Consider the following 20785-nt stretch of genomic DNA (forward strand, 5'->3'; position numbering starts at 1 on the left):
ATTTAGTATTTCACGTCATTAGCTGGCTTTACGCTCATGCGCCTGGCGGTATGCCACCAAATCCTCAATGGTAACCAACGCCATATTGTGTTTATTGGCAAACTCAATGCACTCTGGCGCACGCGCCATCGTGCCATCGTCATTAGTCAGCTCACACAGAACACCAGCCGGTTTAAAGCCAGCCAGCGTCATCAGATCAATAGTCGCTTCAGTATGACCGCCACGCGTCAGTACACCACCTGCCTGCGCGCGAAGTGGGAAAACGTGGCCCGGGCGATTCAGATCTGACGGTTTTGCGCCATCGGCAATCGCAGCACGAACGGTCGTAATACGGTCAGCAGCAGAAACACCGGTAGTCACACCTTCAGCCGCTTCAATGGTCACGGTAAAACCTGTGCCATAGGCGCTGGTGTTATTTTCTACCATCATTGGCAGATCGAGTTGTTTACGGCGATCTTCAGTGATGCACAGGCAAACAATACCGCTACCGTGGCGAATGGTCAGTGCCATCTGCTCAATGGTCATGGTTTCTGCCGGGAAGATCATATCGCCTTCGTTTTCACGGTCTTCATCATCAAGCACCATTACACCGCGTCCTTCACGCAGCGCTGCCAGTGCATTTTCAACACGTTCGAAAGGCGTACCAAAAGAGGAAAGGAGCGTCTGATTCATGGTAAAAAAACCTCACTAAAATTATGGTTACCAGAATCAGGGCAGTCTTAGGAGTGGCAGCAAGCAGCCAAAAAATAACGTGAGCGGGTCCGTGCCCGACAGAATCGTTACTCTCTCCCATCCAGACTTTAACTGTCGGCCCCGGAATTACACCGGATCTGCTGACCTTTGAGTTTGCACCCAAAGCGCTCGCGGGCTTTCAACTATGTTGATTTACCGCCGGTGGGGAATTTCGCCCCGCCCTGAGAATAAGCAGGATCACTATAACGCTAATGATTAGCGGCGGCAACGCGCAGGTTCACATAATTCTGGTTTATGCCTTACTCTTATCGCACTACAATGTCATTCAACACCTATCAGTTCAGGGAAACTACAATGATTGACCCGAAAAAAATTGAGCAAATCGCTCGCCAGGTTCACGAATCGATGCCTAAAGGAATCAGGGAGTTCGGGGAAGATGTGGAGAAAAAAATCCGCCAAACCCTTCAAGCGCAGCTGACGCGTCTCGATCTGGTAAGTCGTGAAGAGTTCGACGTCCAGACACAGGTTCTTTTACGGACTCGCGAAAAACTGGCGCTACTGGAGCAGCGCATTAGCGAACTTGAAGCACGTTCCATCCCTGCGGAAGTACAACCAGCTCCGGCTATTCCGCCCATTGATCCACAGGAATAAGTTTCTATTGCCCGGTGACGAATGTTATCGGGCGATGAAAAAGATTAAGTGATGAAAACGATAAATGCCGGAGAGGAGTTTCCCCTCAATCCGGCAAAAATAGTTCGTTCGATAAATTTAGTGGTTACACTTCATTGCAATTACCATCACTCCTTTTAACCTTATCCATTTAGCTTTCCAGTGCCACTTCTTGTTCTTGCTCAACCTCATGGCAATAAAATGCAAAGCGTTCACAAAACCAGGTTCGTTGGTCTTCGTCCATATTTCCGGTAATGGCCGGCAGATCAACAGCTCTCCCTTCTTTGTGCATTCTGGCAAAACTTTGCGCCAAAAAATCAAAGTTATTTAGTGAATTTAGCTTATCTTCCATCAGCATATCCTCCGGTTAATGAATACCTGTTAGGTCATATGCTTTTTCTAACATCAGTATTCACCTTAAAGCATAGTCACTTTAAACATAACGTGCGCAAATATATTGCAGGCATTTACAAATCACGTGAATACAAAAATAAAAAAATAGATTTTTCAGATTTAAAGAATAAATAGTCTCATGGTATTATTTACCAGTGTTAATGTAAGGGAATGAATTATTAACTTTAAAATATTTATAGCAAGGAAAAGGTGGCATGATTATATTTTCTGATTATAACGAGCCGTATCTGTTTGCCATTTCATTTGTATTACTTATCGGTATCCTGGAAATAGTTTCGCTTATCTTTGGCCATATGCTCTCCGGCGCTATCGATGCTCATTTTGATCACTTCGATTCCCTTGATTCTGGTACTCCTGGACAAGTATTACATTTTCTGAATATTGGAAGAATACCAGCGTTGGTGGTCATCTGTCTGTTAGCGGGGTTCTTTGGTTTGTTTGGTATTCTGTTCCAGCACGGTATGGTCACTCTCTGGCAAATCCCGCTCAGTAATCTGATACTCGGTCCAGTCAGTTTTATTGCCGCTATTTTCGCTGTTCATTTCAGTGGTAAGGTCATCGCCCCCTGGTTACCTCGCGATGAAACGACTGCCATTGCCGAAGATGAGTATATTGGCAAAATGGCCATTATTACTGGGCATCGGGCGATACAGGGAACCCCCTGCGAAGGCAGACTTACAGATCAACATGGACAATTACATTATTTATTACTGGAACCCGAAGAAGGAAAGTCGTTTCAAAAAGGAGACAAGGTTTTGATTATCTGCCGAATTTCTGCCACTCGTTATTTGGCTGAAAGAAATCCATGGCCGGATGTTTTGTAATTTTTAACTCACCAAAAGGAATTATTAATAATGGATGACTTAGTTAATATGTTGCCCTCATGGATGTTTACAGCAATTATTTCTGTATTCATTTTTTTGATTGTTGGAATTATTTTCGCGCGACTTTATCGCCGCGCTTCGGCAGAACAAGCATTTGTCCGTACTGGCTTAGGGGGGCAAAAAGTAGTGATGAGCGGTGGCGCCATTGTTATGCCAATCTTCCATGAAATAATCCCCATCAATATGAATACCCTGAAACTGGAAGTCAGCCGCTCGACGATAGACAGTCTCATCACCAAAGATCGTATGCGTGTTGATGTAGTCGTTGCTTTCTTTGTGCGGGTAAAACCGTCAGTAGAAGGGATTGCCACTGCGGCCCAGACGCTGGGGCAACGTACCCTGTCGCCTGAAGACTTACGTATGCTGGTTGAAGATAAATTTGTCGATGCCCTCCGTGCAACAGCTGCGCAAATGACCATGCATGAGTTACAGGATACCCGCGAGAACTTCGTGCAGGGAGTACAAAATACTGTCGCAGAAGACCTGTCGAAAAACGGTCTTGAGCTGGAGAGCGTTTCACTTACCAACTTTAACCAGACTTCGAAAGAGCATTTCAATCCGAACAATGCCTTTGACGCCGAAGGTTTAACCAAACTGACTCAGGAAACAGAGCGCCGTCGTCGCGAACGTAACGAAGTTGAACAGGATGTAGAAGTTGCTGTGCGTGAGAAAAATCGTGATGCGTTGTCTCGAAAGCTGGAGATTGAACAGCAAGAAGCGTTTATGACGCTTGAACAGGAGCAGCAGGTTAAAACCCGTACCGCTGAGCAGAATGCGAAAATTGCGGCTTTTGAAGCTGAACGTCGTCGTGAAGCAGAGCAGACGCGAATTCTGGCTGAACGACAGATTCAGGAAACGGAAATCGATCGCGAACAGGCCGTCCGCTCAAGAAAGGTTGAGGCCGAACGTGAAGTTCGCATTAAAGAGATCGAACAGCAACAGGTCACCGAAATCGCTAACCAGACGAAATCAATCGCCATTGCGGCAAAATCAGAACAACAATCACAGGCAGAAGCGCGTGCTAACCTTGCGCTCGCAGAAGCGGTAAGCGCCCAACAAAACGTAGAAACCACTCGCCAGACAGCCGAAGCCGATCGTGCCAAGCAGGTGGCGCTGATTGCCGCAGCACAGGATGCAGAAACCAAAGCAGTTGAACTAACCGTGCGAGCGAAAGCAGAGAAAGAAGCCGCAGAGATGCAGGCGGCGGCGATCGTTGAGTTAGCCGAAGCTACGCGTAAAAAAGGCCTGGCGGAAGCAGAAGCGCAACGTGCGCTGAACGATGCTATCAACGTACTTTCTGACGAGCAAACCAGCCTTAAATTCAAACTGGCATTGTTGCAGGCGCTCCCTGCGGTAATTGAGAAATCCGTGGAACCAATGAAGTCTATCGACGGTATTAAGATTATTCAGGTCGATGGATTAAACCGAGGTGGCGCTGCGGGGGATGCGGCATCAGGCAGCGTTAGTGGCGGAAATCTGGCAGAACAGGCATTATCAGCTGCGCTTTCTTACCGCACACAGGCACCGCTGATAGACTCCTTACTCAATGAAATCGGTGTTTCAGGCGGCTCGCTGGCGGCATTGACTTCACCCTTAACTTCAACAACTCCCGTCGCAGAAAACATAGAATAAATTTTCAACTATGAACATCCCTGGCCCAAAAAGCCGGGGATTTTTTATATCTGCGTTCCGCTAAAAAGTGCAAATGCTCAGGTTGTTGCAACGTTTTGCGTGACCGCTCCGGGAAGGCAAAACTGCATCAGAGAAAGCATTGCGCGGGGTCCGGCGCTCATCAACAATCGGGGAGTCAGCAAGGGGCTGAAACGGGAAAGCCCCTCCCGAGGAAGGGGCCTTGTATAAGGAAAGGGTTATGATGAAGCTCGTCATCATACTGATTGTGTTGTTACTTGTAAGTTTCGCCACTTATTAACAGCCAATCAGAGGGGGGAGAAATCCTCCCTCACCCTTGCTCCTTTACTTTAGGTTGAAAAAAAATCAGCGTCAAGAAGGTTTCTCTATCCCACATCCCTGGCCCAAAAAGCCGGGGATTTTTTATATCTGCATTCCGCTAAAAAGTGCAAATGATCAGGTTATTGCAGCGTTTTGCGTGACCGCTCGGGGAAGGGAAAACTGCCTCTGGGAAAGCATTGCGCGGGGTCTGGCGCTCATCAACAATCGGGGAGTCAGCAAGGGGCTGAAACGGGAAAGCCCCTCCCGAGGAAGGGGCCTTGTATAAGGAAAGGGTTATGATGAAGCTCGTCATCATACTGATTGTGCTGTTACTGATAAGTTTCCACGCTTATTAACGGCCATTCAGAGGGGGGAGAAATCCTCCCTTACCCTTGTTCCTTTACTTTAGGTTGAAAAAAAATCAGCGTCAAGAAGGTTTCATTAACACATATCCCTGGCCCAAAAAGCCGGGGATTTTTTATATCTGCGTTCCGCTAAAAAGTGCAAATGCTCAGGTTGTTGCAACGTTTTGCGTGACCGCTCCGGGAAGGGAAAACTGCCACAGAGAAAGCGTTGCGCGGGGTCTGGCGCTCATCAACAATCGGGGAGTCAGCAAGGGGCTGAAACGGGAAAGCCCCTCCCGAGGAAGGGGCCTTATAGAAGGAAAGGGTTATGATGAAGTTCGTCATCATACTGATTGTGTTGTTACTATTAAGTTTCCCGACTTACTAACAACTCATCAGAGGGGGGAGAAATCCTCCCTTACCCTTGTTCCTTTACTCTAGGTTGAAAAAACAACAGCGTCAATAGGCCCGCCAGGTACGAAGCGAGAACTGTGAACCGCTTTCCGGTTAGCCTTTTTTATCCTGTTGGATCTTCTTGATAATGTTAGTGGTCGAACAACCATCTTCGAAGTTGAGCACCAGCACTTCGCCACCATTGGCCCAGACTTCTTTACTTCCGGCAATCTCTTCTGGTTTATAGTCGCCGCCTTTCACCAGCAGATCTGGCAAGATCCCCGCGATCAGGCGCTGCGGCGTGTCTTCTTCAAACGACACCACCCAGTCGACCGCTTCCAGTGCGCCCAGCACAATCATACGCTGTTCGAGCGGGTTAACGGGGCGGGAATCCCCTTTCAGCCGTTTGGTGGAGGCGTCGCTGTTGACGGCGACAATCAAACGGTCACCCAGTTTACGGGCGTTTGCCAGATAGGAGACATGCCCGGCGTGCAGAATGTCGAAGACGCCGTTGGTCATCACCACTTTTTCACCGCGTTTACGCGCCGCCGCTACCGCCAGCTTCAGCTCCTCTTCGGTCATCACACCAAAGCCGGTATCTGCACGTCCACGTACTGCGTTTTCCAGCTCGATCGGTGAAACCGTGGATGTTCCCAGTTTGCCAACCACCACGCCAGCCGCCGCGTTGGCAAAGAAGCAGGCTTCTTCCAGCGAATTACCCGCCGCCAGCGTTGCTGCCAGCACACCAATCACCGTATCGCCCGCACCGGTGACGTCATACACTTCTTGCGCCTGGGTTGGCATATGCAGCGGCTCTTTACCCGGTTGCAGCAGCGACATCCCCTGCTCGGAACGGGTTACCAGCAGCGCAGAGAGTTCGTAGTCGGCAATCAGTTTCATGCCGCGTTCAACAATCTCTTCTTCTGTTTTACATTTACCAACAACAGCTTCAAATTCCGAGAGATTCGGCGTTAACAGCGTAGCGCCGCGGTAGCGCTCAAAATCGGTCCCTTTTGGATCAATCAGCACCGGAACGCCCGCTTTACGCGCCAGTTGGATCATCTGCTGTACGCTTGCCAGCGCACCTTTCGCGTAGTCCGAAAGTACCAGCGCACCAATCGAACTCAGCGCCTGATTAATCCGCTCATGGAGCGGTTGCGGATCAACGCCTTCAAAACCTTCTTCGAAATCCAGGCGGATCAGCTGTTGGTTGCGGGAAAGCACCCGCAGTTTGGTGATGGTCGGATGCGTCGGTACAGAAACGAAGTCGCATTTGACGTTGACGTCGGCCAGAGACTTACTCAGCGCGCGCGCCGCATCGTCAATGCCCGTCAACCCGACCAGGCGTGCGTTTGCACCGAGAGAAGCGATGTTCATCGCCACGTTGGCCGCGCCGCCCGGACGTTCTTCGATGGTATTCACTTTAACCACTGGTACTGGCGCTTCCGGTGAGATACGGCTGGTGGGACCGTACCAGTAACGATCCAGCATCACATCACCAACCACCATCACTCCTGCACGTTCAAACTCTGGCAGCGTTACTTTCATTCCTGTCTCCTGAGAGATTCAAAATTTGCGCGCGATAATACCATACTTCATTCTTCCACCAGCCACTTCTGCCAGCTTGCCCTCACCAGTTCACGCTCTGCGGTGAAGCAATCCTCCGGCACATGGCCCGGCAACTCTTGTAATGCCAGATGATGAAGTTCATCGCGCAGCGTAGTGTAAGCACGGGTCAGCACCATCGCTTCCTGCTCTTCCATAATGTCGTTTTGCGCCAGCAGCTCCAGAATACGCACGTTGTCTGACCAGCGCGTTAACTTCGGTTTTTCATGGGCGTAGCGCAACACCAGATATTGGGTAATAAATTCGATATCGGTAATCCCGCCTTCATCTGCTTTGATATCGAAGCGATCACGATGTTTATTGCCGAGATGGGCGCGCATTTTCTCACGCATTTCCCGCACTTCTGTCTGTAAGGTTTTGCCTTCACGCGGCAGCGTCATAATCTCCCGGCGTACCGCGTCAAATTGCGCGGTCAATTGTGGATCACCATATACCACGCGAGCACGCACCAGCGCCTGATGCTCCCACGTCCAGGCCTCGTTTTTCTGATAATCGGCAAACGCTTCTGCAGAGGTAACCAGCATTCCCGCCGCCCCGGACGGACGCAGCCGTGCATCCACTTCGTACAAAATACCGGAAGAAGTTCGCGTGCTGAACAGGTGCATAATGCGTTGCGCCAGACGCAGATAAAACTGCCGCCCGTCGATTTCCCGCTCGCCGTCAGTCATTGCATCCATCGGGCAATCATGGAGGAAGATCAGGTCAAGATCGGAACTATAGCCTAACTCCCAGCCGCCCAGCTTGCCGTAACCGACCACCGCAAAACCACGCCCTTCGCGTTCGTTCAGGTGATTTGGCTTACCGTAGCGGGCAACCATTTGAACCCATGCCTGTTGTACGACAGCATCTATCATGGCTTCTGCCAGCCAGGTTAAGTGATCGCTCACTTTCATTACCGGTAGCGTACCGGCGATATCCGCTGCCGCAATACGTAACAGTTGCGCCTGTTTGAACTGACGCAGCGCCTCAAGCTGTTGTTCTTCGTCATCTTCCGGCACGCGCAGCAAATACTGGCGCAGTTCATCACGGTAGGCATCCGTCGCCGTCGGCTGGTAGAGAGTGTTTGGATCGAGCAGTTCGTCCAGCAATAATGGATAACGCGCCAGTTGGCTGGCAATCATCGGCGATGCGGCACACAGAGAAATCAAATGCTTAAGCGCCGCGGGGAATTCACTAAGCAATTCTAAATAGGTAGTGCGGGTAACAATCCCCACCAGCAAGGCGGTAATGCGCGACAGCGTGACAGCAGCGTCTTCACGCGCACATACATCACTTAGCAGATGCGGCATCAGATGGTCGAGCACCTGACGTCCTCGCGGCCCGATTGTGCGCTTATCCAGCTCTTTGCGGAAATCGGCAATCAGTGTTAGCACCTGTTTGCGATCATCTTCGCTAAGATGCGCCAGCACTGGCGTGGTGTCATCTTCCTGCAACGCATCCTGCCACAACTCACGCCACTGTTCCGATAGCGACTCTTCCTGTGTTTCGCTTTCGTCATCGCCAATCAATTCGTTAAACACCCGGCGCACATTGGTCATATGTCCGGTCAGCGCCCCGGTTAGTTGCGGCCAGTCCGCGAAATCCATTGCCCATGCCAGCCGCGCACGGTTAAGCTCATCCGAAGGAAGCGTCTGGGTTTGTTCGTCGTTAATGCTTTGCAGCAGGTTTTCCAGACGCCGCAGGAAGAGATACGCCACTCGCAATTGTTCGGCATCGTTTTCAGAAAGCAGATGCAGCGCGGCAATGGTGCTGAGAGTGGGTAGTAAAGAGCGGGATTGCAGCGACGGCTCGCGCCCACCGCGAATGAGCTGGAACACCTGAACGATAAATTCAATTTCGCGAATGCCACCCGCGCCAAGTTTGATATTGTCGGTCAAACCACGACGACGTACTTCGCGGGCTATCATCCCTTTCATGTTGCGCAGCGACTGGATCACGCTGAAATCGATGTAACGGCGGAAAACAAACGGGCGCAGCATCGCACGCAACTCGTTAGCATAGACGCCGTCGCTATCGCCCATAATCCGCGCCTTGACCATGGCGTATCGCTCCCAGTCGCGCCCTTGCTCCTGGTAATAGTCTTCCAGTGCCGCAAAGCTCAGCACCAGCGGGCCACTTTCGCCAAACGGACGCAGTCGCATATCCACGCGATAAACAAAACCATCCTGCGTTGGTTGATCCAGCACTTTAATCAGCCGCTGACCCATGCGGGTAAAGAACTGAGCGTTATCCAGTTCCCTGCGTCCGCCCTGCGTGCAACCATGTTCCGGCCAGGCAAAAATCAGATCGATATCTGAGGAAAAATTCAGCTCCCCGCCGCCCAGTTTACCCATGCCTAAAATCAGCAGCGGTTGCGCTTCGCCCTGCGCATTGCACGGCGTACCCCACTCGCGGCAGCAGGCTTCATACAGCCAGTCACGCGCGGCGACAATCAATGTCTCCGCCAGATGGCTGAGCTGCTGCAATATGCTCTCTTCAGTAACCAGCGCCAGCGTTTGCGCCCAGGCGATACGCACCATAATGCGCCGCCGGAACAGACGCAGCTCGCGCATTAACCCAGCTTCGTCGCTTACATCACTGAGCGCCTTCTGCAACCATGCAGCGTAATGCTGCCATTCGTCGGCCTGCGGCGGCTGGCTTTCCAGTTCCGTCAGCCACTCTGGATGCGCAATTACGCTGTCCTGCACAAAATCACTGAAGGTAAGTACTGACTTCGCCTGTGCGCTAAGTGATTCCTCGGCTAAAGGCGCTGGCAGCCGCTCAACAACGGTCTGCCAGTACTGCTGTAACGGTGAAGAGAGCGGCTTCATAAGCGATTTTATCCTTGCCTGATTAACGTTTTCCGCTGTGCAACCAGAACGGTTCCTGATTGTTTGCCTCATTACGGAAATGTTCAATTTCAATGCGTTGCCCGGTCGCAATAGCGTGACGCAGCCCCTGCCAGTTCTCCAGCCAGGCTTGCGCGACGAGAGGATCGTAGTAACCCGCCAGCAACAGTATTGAGTCAATGTCACGCGTCAGGCGCGGCAATTGGTCACGGTAGCGATCGCCTAACGGCTGGCAGAAAACGCTTTTCAGTTCAGCGGCATGGCGGGAAAGATGGATATCGGCAAAGCGCTTGAAGGAATCGCTGATTTTGCTCTGCGCTTTGGCATCTAAAAACGGCTGCCAGGCTTTGCTTACCAGCCATTCGGTCAACGCCAGCTTCGCCATCGCCGTTTCGGTAGAGTAGACCGCCGTCACGGCAGATACCGCAGAAGCGATGGTCGCCTCGCATTGAGTCAGCAGATCACGTAAGTGAGTGCTCGCTTTACGTGGCACGATACCGCCGAACAGCATCAGAGTATGGCGAACCAGGCCGATTGCTGCCAGCACCTGCTCTTTCGCTGCCTCATTGCCGCGTATCCACAACTCTTCATGGTATTGCCATTGTGCTAACGCCAGCTCGAGCGCCGCTTCCAGCCCCTGTTCCACATCAGCTTTTGCCGCAACATGCAAAATGGTGGTGGGTTTGATTTCACGCGCGGGATTGCCCTGCGCCAGATGATAGCCGCGCGCGGCTTTGCTCAGGCTGCCCTGACGTAATCCGGTTTGGGATACCAGTTGGTTCGCCAGTTTCAGCACCGCACGCATGTCGCCGCTAAGCAGTTCCAGTTCCAGCTCACAGATAGGTTCAGCAAATTCACCCGCTTTCACCTCACCCTGATCGAGAGCGATTTCAATGCTGCTGCCATCGACCTCCACCAACCATTTTTCGCGATAAAAATCGGTGCTGAACAGCGGCTGCACGCGGGACGCGAGATCGGCTGGCAATTCGCCGTTCGGCCAGACTTCCGTCGGTAACTGCGCCAGGTCGAGCGTCGGCTCGCTCAACGCCACATTATATTCCGGGCGCTGGTGTAAACCGCCAGTCACTCTTCCTGCGACTTTCATGGTCATCTCATAGCGGCCGTTTTCGCCACGAATACGTAAGCCCATATCGTGTCCACGCAGCCAGTTATCCGGCGTTTCGTAGTAAATATTCAGCAACTGCACGGGGTCATGGTGCTCGCCGCCCAGCGTATTGAGATGGTCACGCAGCGCCTCAACGGCACTGTGATTAACAATAAACTTTAATTCGATTTCCTGAGCCATGGCCTTTACTTATCGGTTATGTCACATAAGTGACGATGAACGGCGAACTTAATGCGATCTTTTTTGTCAGTAGATAGTATTTTGCGCCAAATTGCCATGCAACGGGCAATTTGACGGGCGTAAAAGTTTGAAGCAGTGGCAAGACCTGACACAGAGGATTCCGATTGATGTCGAATGCTTTGCGTAGCGACACTGATGCCACTACTATCGTTCCACTTTCCATGACAATAACGACAGCCTGATGCCAAAATTACGCCTGATCGGATTAACTTTACTCGCACTTAGCGCGACTGCCGTCTCACACGCTGAAGAAACGCGCTATGTTTCTGACGAACTGAATACCTGGGTCCGTAGCGGTCCGGGAGATCATTATCGCCTCGTAGGCACGGTTAACGCCGGCGAGGAAGTGACCTTATTACAAACTGACGCCAACACCAATTATGCCCAGGTGAAAGACAGCTCTGGCCGTACCGCCTGGATCCCGTTGAAACAACTTAGCACTGAGCCAAGCCTGCGCTCCCGTGTACCAGATCTGGAAAATCAGGTCAAAACCCTGACAGATAAGCTCACCAATATCGATAACACCTGGAATCAGCGCACGGCAGAAATGCAGCAAAAAGTGGCGCAAAGTGACAGCGTGATCAACGGGTTAAAAGAAGAAAATCAAAAACTGAAAAACGAGCTGATTGTCGCGCAGAAAAAGGTCGATGCCGCCAGCGTACAGCTGGATGACAAACAGCGCACCATCATCATGCAGTGGTTTATGTATGGCGGTGGCGTGCTGGGGCTTGGCTTGCTGCTTGGTCTGGTACTGCCGCACCTGATCCCAAGCCGCAAACGCAAAGATCGCTGGATGAACTAAATCGCCTTCTTCGTTGCACTGTCTTATTATTAGGAATTGTGTATTTGACGAAGGGATGATGGCGTGAAGATTTATCTGGTCGGTGGTGCTGTTCGGGATGCATTGTTAGGGCTACCGGTCAAAGACAGAGATTGGGTGGTGGTCGGCAGTACGCCACAGGAGATGCTCGACGCGGGTTACCAGCAGGTAGGCCGCGATTTTCCTGTTTTTCTGCATCCGCAAACGCATGAAGAGTATGCGCTGGCACGTACCGAACGGAAATCCGGTTCCGGTTACACCGGATTTACCTGCTATGCCGCACCAGATGTCACGCTGGAAGATGATCTTAAGCGTCGTGATCTGACCATTAATGCACTAGCCCAGGACGATGACGGTGAGATTATCGACCCGTACAATGGTCTGGGCGATCTGCAAAATCGTCTGTTGCGCCATGTTTCCCCCGCTTTTGGCGAAGATCCGTTACGTGTACTGCGCGTGGCGCGTTTTGCTGCGCGTTATGCCCACCTCAGTTTTCGTATTGCTGATGAAACTCTGGCGCTGATGCGCGAGATGACTCACGCGGGTGAACTGGAACACCTGACGCCTGAACGAGTGTGGAAAGAGACGGAAAGTGCCCTCACCACCCGCAATCCCCAGGTGTTCTTCCAGGTACTGCACGATTGCGGCGCACTGCGCGTTTTATTCCCGGAAATTGACGCCCTGTTTGGCGTTCCGGCCCCTGCCAGGTGGCATCCGGAAATCGACACGGGTATTCATACCTTAATGACGCTCTCAATGGCGGCGATGCTGAGTCCGCAGGTCGATGTCCGTTTCGCAACGTTATGCCACGATCTCGGTAAAGGACTGACGCCGCCAGAGCTTTGGCCGCGTCATCACGGCCATGGACCAGCGGGTGTGAAATTAGTGGAACAACTATGTCAGCGTCTGCGCGTACCAAATGAAATTCGCGATTTAGCCAAACTGGTGGCTGAGTTTCACGATCTCATCCACACCTTCCCAATGCTGAACCCGAAAACCATTGTTAAATTGTTTGATTCCATTGACGCCTGGCGTAAACCGCAGCGTGTCGAGCAACTGGCGCTGACCAGCGAGGCTGACGTGCGTGGCAGAACCGGTTTTGAGTCAGTAGATTACCCGCAAGGCCGCTGGTTGCGCGAAGCCTGGGAAGTGGCGCAGTCAGTGCCGACAAAAGACGTCGTTGAAGCGGGATTTAAAGGTGTGGAGATTCGCGAGGAGTTGACCCGCCGCCGGATTGCAGCGGTAGCCAACTGGAAGGAACAACGCTGCCCAAAGTCTAATTAAGCATTTGAATTTCAATATATTGCAGACACCGGCCAGGTCGGATAAGACGCACAAGCGTCATATCCGACACTATTCCTCAATCAAAAGAACACGACATACACCGCAGCCGCCACAATAAAGCGATAAATGGCGAACGGAATAAACGAAATGCGCTTAATCAATTGCAGGAAGGTTTTAATCGCAACCAGCGCCACCACAAAAGCGGTGATAAACCCAACGGCAAACATCGGGATATCGCCGGTTGTCAGGAAGCCCCAGCTTTTGTAGAGATCGAGCGCCGTTGCGCCCATCATCATCGGCACCGCCAGCAGGAACGAGAACTCGGAAGCAGCGTAACGGCTCACGCCCATCAGCATCCCGCCAGATATGGTCGCCCCGGAGCGTGAGAAACCCGGCCACAGCGCCAGACACTGGAAGCAGCCAATCATAAACGCCTGACGATACGTCATATCGTCCAGACCCGGCGCACGCGGTTCTTTCGGCTTCAGACATTCGGCGGCAATCAGCAACAGACCGCCAACGACCAGCGCATACATGACATTAATCGGATTAAACAATGACTTGATGGCATCATGGAATAACAACCCCAGCACCACTGCCGGGATCATGCCAAGCAGAATGTGGATCAGCGTTAAACGGCCTTTGCTTTCTCCTTCGTGCTGCAACGGGCGACCAAAGTGAATACCGATCAGCCCAAACAGACGTCGCCAGAACATGACAACCACAGCCAGAATCGATCCTAACTGGATCACCACTTCAAAGGTTTTCGCCGTATCTCCCTCAAATCCCAACAAATGACCGACAATAATCATGTGGCCTGTGCTGGATACCGGCAGAAATTCTGTCAATCCTTCGACCACACCCAATATTGCCGCTACCAGCAGCGAGTGCATATCGCTCATCAATAAACCCCTAAATAATAAAAATGTATTGCTCGTCAAAAATACTGCAATAAGACTCGGTTATAGCCGTTTGGTTTTATAACTGTAAAATTAATTATTTTCTTTAGGATTATTGCCACGCTCAATAATGACGCCGACATTCGTGGCACGTGCCACCGCGCCTGGCTTACTGAGTTTGATACGTACCCACGGCGAGTTAAAGCGCGTTAACAGCAGCTCCGCCACCTCTTCAGCCACGCGTTCCACCAGCGCAAAACGCGCCCCCTCGACGTGGCTGACTACCGTTTCTGCAATGTCAGCGTAACTGAGGCAATCAGCCACATCATCGCTTTTCGCCGCTTTACGGTTATCCCACGCCATTTCGATATCGAACACTAACTTCTGTTCGATGGTCTGTTCCCAGTCGTAAACACCAATAGTGGTGATTACCGAAAGTTGCTCTATAAATACAATATCCATCACGTCCTGCCTGCTTTTTGGCTAACCGGATACCACTTCCGGCGAAATGTGCGTATTATCCACAGATTCATCGTTAAACACGACATTTTCAAAACGGAACAGCTTATGAGTGCAATCGCGCCTGGAATGATCCTCTTCGCGTACCTCTGCGGCTCCATTTCCAGTGCCATTCTGGTTTGCCGCCTGTGTGGCTTACCGGACCCGCGAACCAGCGGCTCCGGTAATCCTGGCGCAACCAACGTATTACGCATGGGTGGCAAAGGAGCAGCCTTAGCAGTGCTGATCTTTGACGTTCTGAAAGGAATGTTGCCTGTCTGGGGGGCATATGAATTAGGCGTCAGCCCCTTTTGGCTGGGATTAATTGCTATTGCCGCCTGTCTTGGACACATCTGGCCCATATTCTTCGGTTTTAAAGGAGGAAAAGGCGTTGCTACCGCTTTTGGTGCCATCGCACCAATTGGCTGGGATCTCACCGGAGTAATGGCGGGAACCTGGCTGCTGACCGTGTTATTAAGTGGCTATTCGTCGCTTGGGGCGATTGTCAGCGCACTGATTGCCCCGTTTTACGTCTGGTGGTTTAAACCCCAGTTCACCTTCCCGGTTTCGATGCTCTCTTGCCTGATCCTGCTGCGCCATCATGACAACATTCAGCGTCTGTGGCGTCGTCAGGAGACAAAAATCTGGACCAAGCTAAAAAGAAAACGCGAAAAAGATCCTGAATAAAATCTTTCAGCCTGCGTTTATTCTTTTCACAGGCTGAAACATGCTTTACGCGGCCGGTAACTCCGCCAGTGGCCAGCGCGGACGCACGCTAACGCCGAGATCCGCCGTCGCGCCTGCTTTAAACCGCACCATTCCGGCATAGGCGATCATCGCGCCGTTATCAGTACAAAATTCCGGACGCGCGTAGAACACTTCGCCACGACGCTTTTTCATCATTTCCGCCAGTTTCGCCCGCAGCGTGCGGTTAGCACTCACACCGCCCGCCATGACCAGCCGCTTAAAGCCCGTCTGATCCAGCGCTCGCTTACACTTAATCATCAACGTATCAACGACCGCATCTTCAAAAGCGCGAGCGATATCAGCACGCGTCTGGTCGTCGGTGCCGTTATCACGAATAGTGTTCGCTGCGAAGGTTTTCAGACCAGAGAAGCTGAAATCCAGCCCTGGGCGGTCAGTCATCGGGCGCGGGAAGACAAAGCGCCCGGCGGTGCCCTGCGCAGCCATTTTCGACAGTAACGGACCACCAGGATAATCCAGCCCTAACAGTTTCGCGGTTTTATCAAAGGCTTCACCGGCGGCATCATCGATAGACTCGCCGAGCAGCTCGTACTGACCAATGCCAGTCACGCTGATTAACTGCGTATGGCCGCCGGAAACCAGCAACGCGACAAACGGGAATTCTGGCGGATTATCTTCAAGCATCGGCGCTAACAGATGTCCTTCCATATGGTGTACCGGGATCGCCGGAACGTTCCAGGCAAACGCCAGAGAACGCCCCACGGTCGCGCCAACCAACAGCGCACCGACTAATCCAGGGCCTGCGGTATAGGCCACAGCGTCAATGTCTTTGGCCGTTAAACCGGACTCCTTTAGCGCTGCCTGGATCAGCGGTACGGTTTTACGCACGTGATCGCGGGAGGCCAGTTCAGGCACTACGCCGCCGTAGTCAGCGTGCAATTTCACCTGACTATACAATTGGTTGGCTAACAAACCTTTTTCATCGTCGTAAATGGCGATGCCGGTTTCATCGCAGGAAGTTTCAATACCCAGTACACGCATGACTTGTTTTACCTCGCTTTATTACCGCGCAGTGTAGGACCAATGCGGGTTGATGTAAAACTTTGTTCGCCCCTGGAGTAAGCCTCGTGTATACTCCTCACCCTTATAAAAGTCCCTTTCAAAAGCGGTCGTGGTGCTTTACAAAGCAGCAGCAATTGCAGTAAAATTCCGCACCATTTTGAAATAAGCTGGCGTTGATGCCAGCGGCAAACCGAATTAATCAAAGGTGAGAGGCACATGCCGGTAATTAAAGTACGTGAAAACGAGCCGTTCGACGTAGCTCTGCGTCGCTTCAAGCGTTCCTGCGAAAAAGCAGGTGTTCTGGCGGAAGTTCGTCGTCGTGAATTCTATGAAAAACCGACTACCGAACGTAAGCGCGCTAAAGCTTCTGCAGTGAAACGTCACGCGAAGAAACTGGCTCGCGAAAACGCACGCCGCACTCGTCTGTACTAATATTCTGAGAGCAACAGCTCTTAATACAGACTGAGTAGTAGTTGTAAGGCCGTGCTTCCGAAAGGAATGCGCGGCTTATTTTCGTTTATGAATTGCTAAAAATCGGGGCCTATGGCTGGACGAATCCCACGCGTATTCATTAATGATCTGCTGGCACGCACTGACATCGTCGATCTGATCGATGCCCGTGTGAAGCTGAAAAAGCAGGGCAAGAATTTCCACGCGTGTTGTCCATTCCACAACGAGAAAACCCCGTCATTCACCGTTAACGGTGAAAAACAGTTTTACCACTGCTTTGGATGTGGCGCGCACGGCAATGCGATCGACTTCCTGATGAACTACGACAAGCTCGAGTTCGTCGAAACGGTCGAAGAGCTGGCGGCAATGCACAATCTTGAAGTGCCATTTGAAGCAGGCAGCGGCCCCAGTCAGATCGAGCGCCATCAACGGCAAACGCTTTATCAGTTGATGGACGGTCTGAATACGTTTTACCAACAATCTTTACAGCAACCTGTTGCCACGTCTGCGCGTCAGTATCTGGAAAAACGCGGATTAAGCCACGAGGTTATCGCCCGCTTTGCGATTGGTTTTGCGCCCCCCGGCTGGGACAACGTTCTGAAACGGTTTGGCGGCAATCCAGAAAATCGTCAGTCATTGATTGATGCGGGCATGTTGGTCACCAACGATCAGGGTCGCAGTTACGATCGTTTCCGCGAGCGGGTGATGTTCCCCATTCGCGATAAACGCGGTCGGGTGATTGGTTTTGGCGGGCGCGTGCTGGGCAACGACACCCCCAAATACCTGAACTCGCCGGAAACGGACATTTTCCATAAAGGCCGCCAGCTTTACGGTCTTTATGAGGCGCAGCAGGATAACGCCGAACCTCAGCGTCTGTTGGTGGTCGAAGGTTATATGGACGTGGTGGCGCTGGCGCAATACGGCATTAATTACGCCGTTGCGTCGTTAGGCACGTCAACCACTGCCGATCACATTCAGTTGTTGTTCCGCGCGACCAACAATGTCATTTGCTGTTATGACGGCGACCGTGCAGGTCGCGATGCTGCCTGGCGAGCGTTGGAAACGGCGTTGCCTTACATGACAGACGGACGGCAGCTACGTTTTATGTTTTTGCCTGATGGCGAAGACCCTGACACGCTGGTACGAAAAGAAGGTAAAGAGGCGTTTGAAGCGCGGATGGAGCAGGCGATGCCACTCTCCGCTTTTCTGTTTAACAGTCTGATGCCGCAAGTTGATCTGAGTACCCCTGACGGGCGCGCACGTTTGAGTACGCTGGCACTGCCATTGATATCACAGGTGCCGGGCGAAACGCTGCGAATATATCTTCGTCAAGAATTAGGCAACAAATTAGGCATACTTGATGACAGTCAGCTTGAACGATTAATGCCAAAAGCGGCGGAGAGCAGCGTTTCTCGCCCTGTTCCACAGCTAAAACGCACGACCATGCGTATACTTATAGGGTTGCTGGTGCAAAATCCAGAATTAGCGACGTTGGTCCCGCCGCTTGAGAATCTGGATGAAAATAAGCTCCCTGGACTTGGCTTATTCAGAGAACTGGTCAACACTTGTCTCTCTCAGCCAGGTCTGACCACCGGGCAACTTTTAGAGCACTATCGTGGTACAAATAATGCTGCCACCCTTGAAAAACTGTCGATGTGGGACGATATAGCAGATAGGAATATTGCTGAGCAAACCTTCACCGACTCACTCAACCATATGTTTGATTCGCTGCTTGAACTGCGCCAGGAAGAGTTAATCGCTCGTGAGCGCACGCATGGTTTAAGCAACGAAGAACGCCTGGAGCTCTGGACATTAAACCAGGAGCTGGCGAAAAAGTAATTTAACGGCTTAAGTGCCGAAGAGCGATCGGGAAGCCCCCGACAGCCGCACTGAGAGGCAGCGGCAAATATATAAGTACGCCCTCGTAATTATCGTTGGCGGTAAACAACCGTTGGATTTCAGCGTTAACGGCTGAAGGACATCGGGTCAATCGCCCAACACCAACCTCATGAAATAAGTGTGGATACCGTCTTATGGAGCAAAACCCGCAGTCACAGCTGAAACTTCTTGTCACCCGTGGTAAGGAGCAAGGCTATCTGACCTATGCCGAGGTCAATGACCATCTGCCGGAAGATATCGTCGATTCAGATCAGATCGAAGACATCATCCAAATGATCAACGACATGGGCATTCAGGTGATGGAAGAAGCACCGGATGCCGATGATCTGATGCTGGCTGAAAACACCGCGGACGAAGATGCTGCCGAAGCCGCCGCGCAGGTGCTTTCCAGCGTGGAATCTGAAATCGGGCGTACGACTGACCCGGTACGCATGTACATGCGTGAAATGGGCACCGTTGAACTGTTGACCCGCGAAGGCGAAATTGACATCGCTAAGCGTATTGAAGACGGGATCAACCAGGTTCAATGCTCCGTTGCTGAATACCCGGAAGCGATCACCTATCTGCTGGAACAGTACGATCGTGTTGAAGCAGAAGAAGCGCGTCTGTCCGATCTGATCACCGGCTTTGTCGATCCAAACGCAGAAGAAGAACTGGCACCAACCGCCACTCACGTCGGTTCAGAACTCTCCCAGGAAGATCTGGACGATGACGAAGATGAAGACGAAGAAGATGGTGATGACGACAGCGCTGACGATGACAACAGCATCGATCCAGAGCTGGCTCGCGAAAAATTTGCTGAGCTGCGTGCCCAGTACGAAGTCACTCGCGACACCATCAAAGCGAAAGGCCGCAGCCATGCTGCCGCTCAGGAAGAGATCCTGAAACTGTCTGAAGTATTCAAACAGTTCCGCCTGGTACCGAAGCAGTTTGACTACCTGGTCAACAGCATGCGCGTCATGATGGACCGCGTTCGTACGCAAGAACGTCTGATCATGAAGCTCTGCGTTGAGCAGTGCAAAATGCCGAAGAAAAACTTCATTACCCTGTTTACCGGCAACGAAACCAGCGATACCTGGTTCAACGCAGCAATTGCGATGAACAAGCCGTGGTCGGAAAAACTGCACGATGTAGCTGATGAAGTGCATCGTAGTCTGCAAAAGTTACATCAGATTGAAGAAGAAACCGGCCTGACCATCGAGCAGGTTAAAGATATCAACCGTCGTATGTCTATCGGTGAAGCGAAAGCCCGCCGTGCGAAGAAAGAGATGGTTGAAGCGAACTTACGTCTGGTTATTTCTATCGCTAAGAAATACACCAACCGTGGCTTGCAGTTCCTTGATCTGATTCAGGAAGGCAACATCGGTCTGATGAAAGCGGTAGATAAGTTCGAATACCGTCGTGGTTACAAGTTCTCCACCTACGCAACCTGGTGGATCCGTCAGGCAATCACCCGCTCTATCGCGGATCAGGCGCGCACCATCCGTATTCCGGTGCATATGATTGAGACCATCAACAAGCTCAACCGTATTTCTCGCCAGATGCTGCAAGAGATGGGCCGCGAGCCGACGCCGGAAGAACTGGCTGAACGTATGCTGATGCCGGAAGACAAGATCCGCAAAGTGCTGAAGATCGCCAAAGAACCAATCTCCATGGAAACGCCGATCGGCGACGATGAAGATTCGCATCTGGGGGATTTCATCGAGGATACCACCCTCGAGCTGCCGCTGGATTCTGCGACCACTGAAAGCCTGCGTGCGGCAACGCACGACGTGCTGGCTGGCCTGACCGCGCGTGAAGCAAAAGTTCTGCGTATGCGTTTCGGTATCGATATGAACACCGACCACACGCTGGAAGAAGTGGGTAAACAGTTCGACGTTACCCGCGAACGTATCCGTCAGATCGAAGCGAAGGCGCTGCGTAAACTGCGTCACCCGAGCCGTTCTGAAGTGTTGCGTAGCTTCCTGGACGATTAATCGTAAAGATATGCATAAGCCCTCC

The 20785-nt window shown here is 51.7% G+C and carries 20 protein-coding genes and 1 riboswitch; of the genes, 12 read left to right on the forward strand and 8 right to left on the reverse strand.

Annotated features, from left to right (window positions below; all coding sequences use genetic code 11):
- Positions 1-18: 18 nt before the first annotated feature.
- The gene (ribB, locus tag EFER_RS15055) at positions 19-672 is read right to left on the reverse strand and encodes a 3,4-dihydroxy-2-butanone-4-phosphate synthase (protein WP_001076985.1); all 654 of its coding nucleotides are present in this window, start codon (positions 670-672) and stop codon (positions 19-21) included.
- Positions 673-777: 105 nt separating this feature from the next.
- Positions 778-926, reverse strand: a riboswitch (FMN riboswitch).
- A gap of 121 nt (positions 927-1047) precedes the next feature.
- Here ribB and ubiK point away from each other — a divergent pair.
- Positions 1048-1344: a ubiquinone biosynthesis accessory factor UbiK gene (gene ubiK, locus EFER_RS15060; RefSeq protein WP_002432556.1), complete on the forward strand. Its 297-nt coding sequence runs from the start codon at positions 1048-1050 to the stop codon at positions 1342-1344.
- A gap of 169 nt (positions 1345-1513) precedes the next feature.
- Here ubiK and glgS read toward each other — a convergent pair whose 3' ends face one another.
- The gene (glgS, locus tag EFER_RS15065; RefSeq protein ID WP_002431355.1) at positions 1514-1714 is read right to left on the reverse strand and encodes a cell surface composition regulator GlgS; all 201 of its coding nucleotides are present in this window, start codon (positions 1712-1714) and stop codon (positions 1514-1516) included.
- Between the two features lie 256 nt (positions 1715-1970).
- On the opposite strand from glgS, the gene EFER_RS15070 reads away from it, so the two are divergent.
- From EFER_RS15070 to EFER_RS24210, 5 genes are all read left to right on the forward strand, one after another.
- Positions 1971-2600: an OB-fold-containig protein gene (locus EFER_RS15070; RefSeq protein ID WP_000583249.1), complete on the forward strand. Its 630-nt coding sequence runs from the start codon at positions 1971-1973 to the stop codon at positions 2598-2600.
- 30 nt (positions 2601-2630) lie between these two features.
- On the forward strand, positions 2631-4292 hold the full coding sequence (locus tag EFER_RS15075) for a flotillin family protein (protein WP_000342505.1): 1662 nt from the start codon (positions 2631-2633) through the stop codon (positions 4290-4292).
- Positions 4293-4530: 238 nt separating this feature from the next.
- Entirely contained in the window at positions 4531-4590 is a 60-nt protein-coding gene (locus EFER_RS24200) for a type I toxin-antitoxin system Ibs family toxin (protein ID WP_100249717.1), read from the forward strand.
- A gap of 316 nt (positions 4591-4906) precedes the next feature.
- Complete coding sequence (locus EFER_RS24205) at positions 4907-4966, forward strand: type I toxin-antitoxin system Ibs family toxin (protein ID WP_104917541.1); 60 nt, start codon at positions 4907-4909, stop codon at positions 4964-4966.
- Positions 4967-5282: 316 nt separating this feature from the next.
- On the forward strand, positions 5283-5342 hold the full coding sequence (locus EFER_RS24210) for a type I toxin-antitoxin system Ibs family toxin (protein ID WP_071821827.1): 60 nt from the start codon (positions 5283-5285) through the stop codon (positions 5340-5342).
- Positions 5343-5461: 119 nt separating this feature from the next.
- On the opposite strand, the gene hldE is transcribed toward EFER_RS24210, so the two are convergent.
- From hldE to ygiF, 3 genes are read right to left on the reverse strand one after another with little or no spacing between them, the layout of a single operon-like run.
- Entirely contained in the window at positions 5462-6895 is a 1434-nt protein-coding gene (gene hldE, locus EFER_RS15090; RefSeq protein ID WP_000869186.1) for a bifunctional D-glycero-beta-D-manno-heptose-7-phosphate kinase/D-glycero-beta-D-manno-heptose 1-phosphate adenylyltransferase HldE, read from the reverse strand.
- Positions 6896-6942: 47 nt separating this feature from the next.
- The gene (gene glnE / locus EFER_RS15095) at positions 6943-9783 is read right to left on the reverse strand and encodes a bifunctional [glutamate--ammonia ligase]-adenylyl-L-tyrosine phosphorylase/[glutamate--ammonia-ligase] adenylyltransferase (RefSeq protein WP_015953715.1); all 2841 of its coding nucleotides are present in this window, start codon (positions 9781-9783) and stop codon (positions 6943-6945) included.
- Positions 9784-9805: 22 nt separating this feature from the next.
- Entirely contained in the window at positions 9806-11107 is a 1302-nt protein-coding gene (gene ygiF, locus EFER_RS15100) for an inorganic triphosphatase (RefSeq protein ID WP_000046302.1), read from the reverse strand.
- Positions 11108-11348: 241 nt separating this feature from the next.
- Here ygiF and EFER_RS15110 point away from each other — a divergent pair, with 241 nt between their 5' ends.
- Positions 11349-11969 carry a TIGR04211 family SH3 domain-containing protein gene (locus EFER_RS15110; protein WP_001125331.1) on the forward strand — a complete coding sequence of 207 codons (621 nt, stop codon included), beginning with the start codon at positions 11349-11351 and terminating at the stop codon, positions 11967-11969.
- 63 nt (positions 11970-12032) lie between these two features.
- Complete coding sequence (cca, locus tag EFER_RS15115; protein WP_000708474.1) at positions 12033-13271, forward strand: fused tRNA nucleotidyltransferase/2',3'-cyclic phosphodiesterase/2' nucleotidase/phosphatase Cca; 1239 nt, start codon at positions 12033-12035, stop codon at positions 13269-13271.
- Positions 13272-13351: 80 nt separating this feature from the next.
- Here cca and bacA read toward each other — a convergent pair whose 3' ends face one another.
- Positions 13352-14173, reverse strand: a complete 822-nt coding sequence (gene bacA / locus EFER_RS15120) for an undecaprenyl-diphosphate phosphatase (RefSeq protein WP_015953716.1) — start codon at positions 14171-14173, stop codon at positions 13352-13354.
- 90 nt (positions 14174-14263) lie between these two features.
- A complete protein-coding gene (gene folB, locus EFER_RS15125; protein ID WP_002431351.1) occupies positions 14264-14632 on the reverse strand; it encodes a bifunctional dihydroneopterin aldolase/7,8-dihydroneopterin epimerase in 369 nt (122 codons plus the stop codon).
- A gap of 105 nt (positions 14633-14737) precedes the next feature.
- On the opposite strand from folB, the gene plsY reads away from it, so the two are divergent.
- Positions 14738-15355: a glycerol-3-phosphate 1-O-acyltransferase PlsY gene (gene plsY, locus EFER_RS15130; protein WP_001272789.1), complete on the forward strand. Its 618-nt coding sequence runs from the start codon at positions 14738-14740 to the stop codon at positions 15353-15355.
- Positions 15356-15400: 45 nt separating this feature from the next.
- On the opposite strand, the gene tsaD is transcribed toward plsY, so the two are convergent.
- Complete coding sequence (gene tsaD / locus EFER_RS15135; protein ID WP_001264365.1) at positions 15401-16414, reverse strand: tRNA (adenosine(37)-N6)-threonylcarbamoyltransferase complex transferase subunit TsaD; 1014 nt, start codon at positions 16412-16414, stop codon at positions 15401-15403.
- A 237-nt stretch (positions 16415-16651) separates the two neighbouring features.
- Between tsaD and rpsU the strand changes: the two genes are divergently transcribed.
- The 3 genes from rpsU to rpoD all read left to right on the forward strand — a co-directional run bounded on the left by rpsU (position 16652) and on the right by rpoD (position 20760).
- Positions 16652-16867 (forward strand): 30S ribosomal protein S21, encoded by a 216-nt coding sequence (gene rpsU / locus EFER_RS15140; protein WP_001144069.1) that lies wholly within the window; start codon positions 16652-16654, stop codon positions 16865-16867.
- Between the two features lie 111 nt (positions 16868-16978).
- Positions 16979-18724 carry a DNA primase gene (dnaG, locus tag EFER_RS15145; protein WP_000918845.1) on the forward strand — a complete coding sequence of 582 codons (1746 nt, stop codon included), beginning with the start codon at positions 16979-16981 and terminating at the stop codon, positions 18722-18724.
- Between the two features lie 194 nt (positions 18725-18918).
- On the forward strand, positions 18919-20760 hold the full coding sequence (rpoD, locus tag EFER_RS15150; protein WP_000437386.1) for an RNA polymerase sigma factor RpoD: 1842 nt from the start codon (positions 18919-18921) through the stop codon (positions 20758-20760).
- The last annotated feature ends 25 nt before the right edge of the window (positions 20761-20785 follow it).

This window comes from Escherichia fergusonii ATCC 35469 (assembly GCF_000026225.1).
In the GTDB taxonomy this organism is placed as follows: domain Bacteria; phylum Pseudomonadota; class Gammaproteobacteria; order Enterobacterales; family Enterobacteriaceae; genus Escherichia; species Escherichia fergusonii.

What these genes read in the sequence shown, in the direction of transcription:
- ribB (WP_001076985.1), bottom strand. Translation starts at nt 672, where the DNA reads ATGAATCAGACGCTCCTTTCCTCTTTTGGTACGCCTTTCGAACGTGTT.
- ubiK (WP_002432556.1), top strand. Translation starts at nt 1,048, where the DNA reads ATGATTGACCCGAAAAAAATTGAGCAAATCGCTCGCCAGGTTCACGAA.
- glgS (WP_002431355.1), bottom strand. Translation starts at nt 1,714, where the DNA reads ATGGAAGATAAGCTAAATTCACTAAATAACTTTGATTTTTTGGCGCAA.
- EFER_RS15070 (WP_000583249.1), top strand. Translation starts at nt 1,971, where the DNA reads ATGATTATATTTTCTGATTATAACGAGCCGTATCTGTTTGCCATTTCA.
- EFER_RS15075 (WP_000342505.1), top strand. Translation starts at nt 2,631, where the DNA reads ATGGATGACTTAGTTAATATGTTGCCCTCATGGATGTTTACAGCAATT.
- hldE (WP_000869186.1), bottom strand. Translation starts at nt 6,895, where the DNA reads ATGAAAGTAACGCTGCCAGAGTTTGAACGTGCAGGAGTGATGGTGGTT.
- glnE (WP_015953715.1), bottom strand. Translation starts at nt 9,783, where the DNA reads ATGAAGCCGCTCTCTTCACCGTTACAGCAGTACTGGCAGACCGTTGTT.
- ygiF (WP_000046302.1), bottom strand. Translation starts at nt 11,107, where the DNA reads ATGGCTCAGGAAATCGAATTAAAGTTTATTGTTAATCACAGTGCCGTT.
- EFER_RS15110 (WP_001125331.1), top strand. Translation starts at nt 11,349, where the DNA reads ATGCCAAAATTACGCCTGATCGGATTAACTTTACTCGCACTTAGCGCG.
- bacA (WP_015953716.1), bottom strand. Translation starts at nt 14,173, where the DNA reads ATGAGCGATATGCACTCGCTGCTGGTAGCGGCAATATTGGGTGTGGTC.
- folB (WP_002431351.1), bottom strand. Translation starts at nt 14,632, where the DNA reads ATGGATATTGTATTTATAGAGCAACTTTCGGTAATCACCACTATTGGT.
- plsY (WP_001272789.1), top strand. Translation starts at nt 14,738, where the DNA reads ATGAGTGCAATCGCGCCTGGAATGATCCTCTTCGCGTACCTCTGCGGC.
- tsaD (WP_001264365.1), bottom strand. Translation starts at nt 16,414, where the DNA reads ATGCGTGTACTGGGTATTGAAACTTCCTGCGATGAAACCGGCATCGCC.
- rpsU (WP_001144069.1), top strand. Translation starts at nt 16,652, where the DNA reads ATGCCGGTAATTAAAGTACGTGAAAACGAGCCGTTCGACGTAGCTCTG.
- dnaG (WP_000918845.1), top strand. Translation starts at nt 16,979, where the DNA reads ATGGCTGGACGAATCCCACGCGTATTCATTAATGATCTGCTGGCACGC.
- rpoD (WP_000437386.1), top strand. Translation starts at nt 18,919, where the DNA reads ATGGAGCAAAACCCGCAGTCACAGCTGAAACTTCTTGTCACCCGTGGT.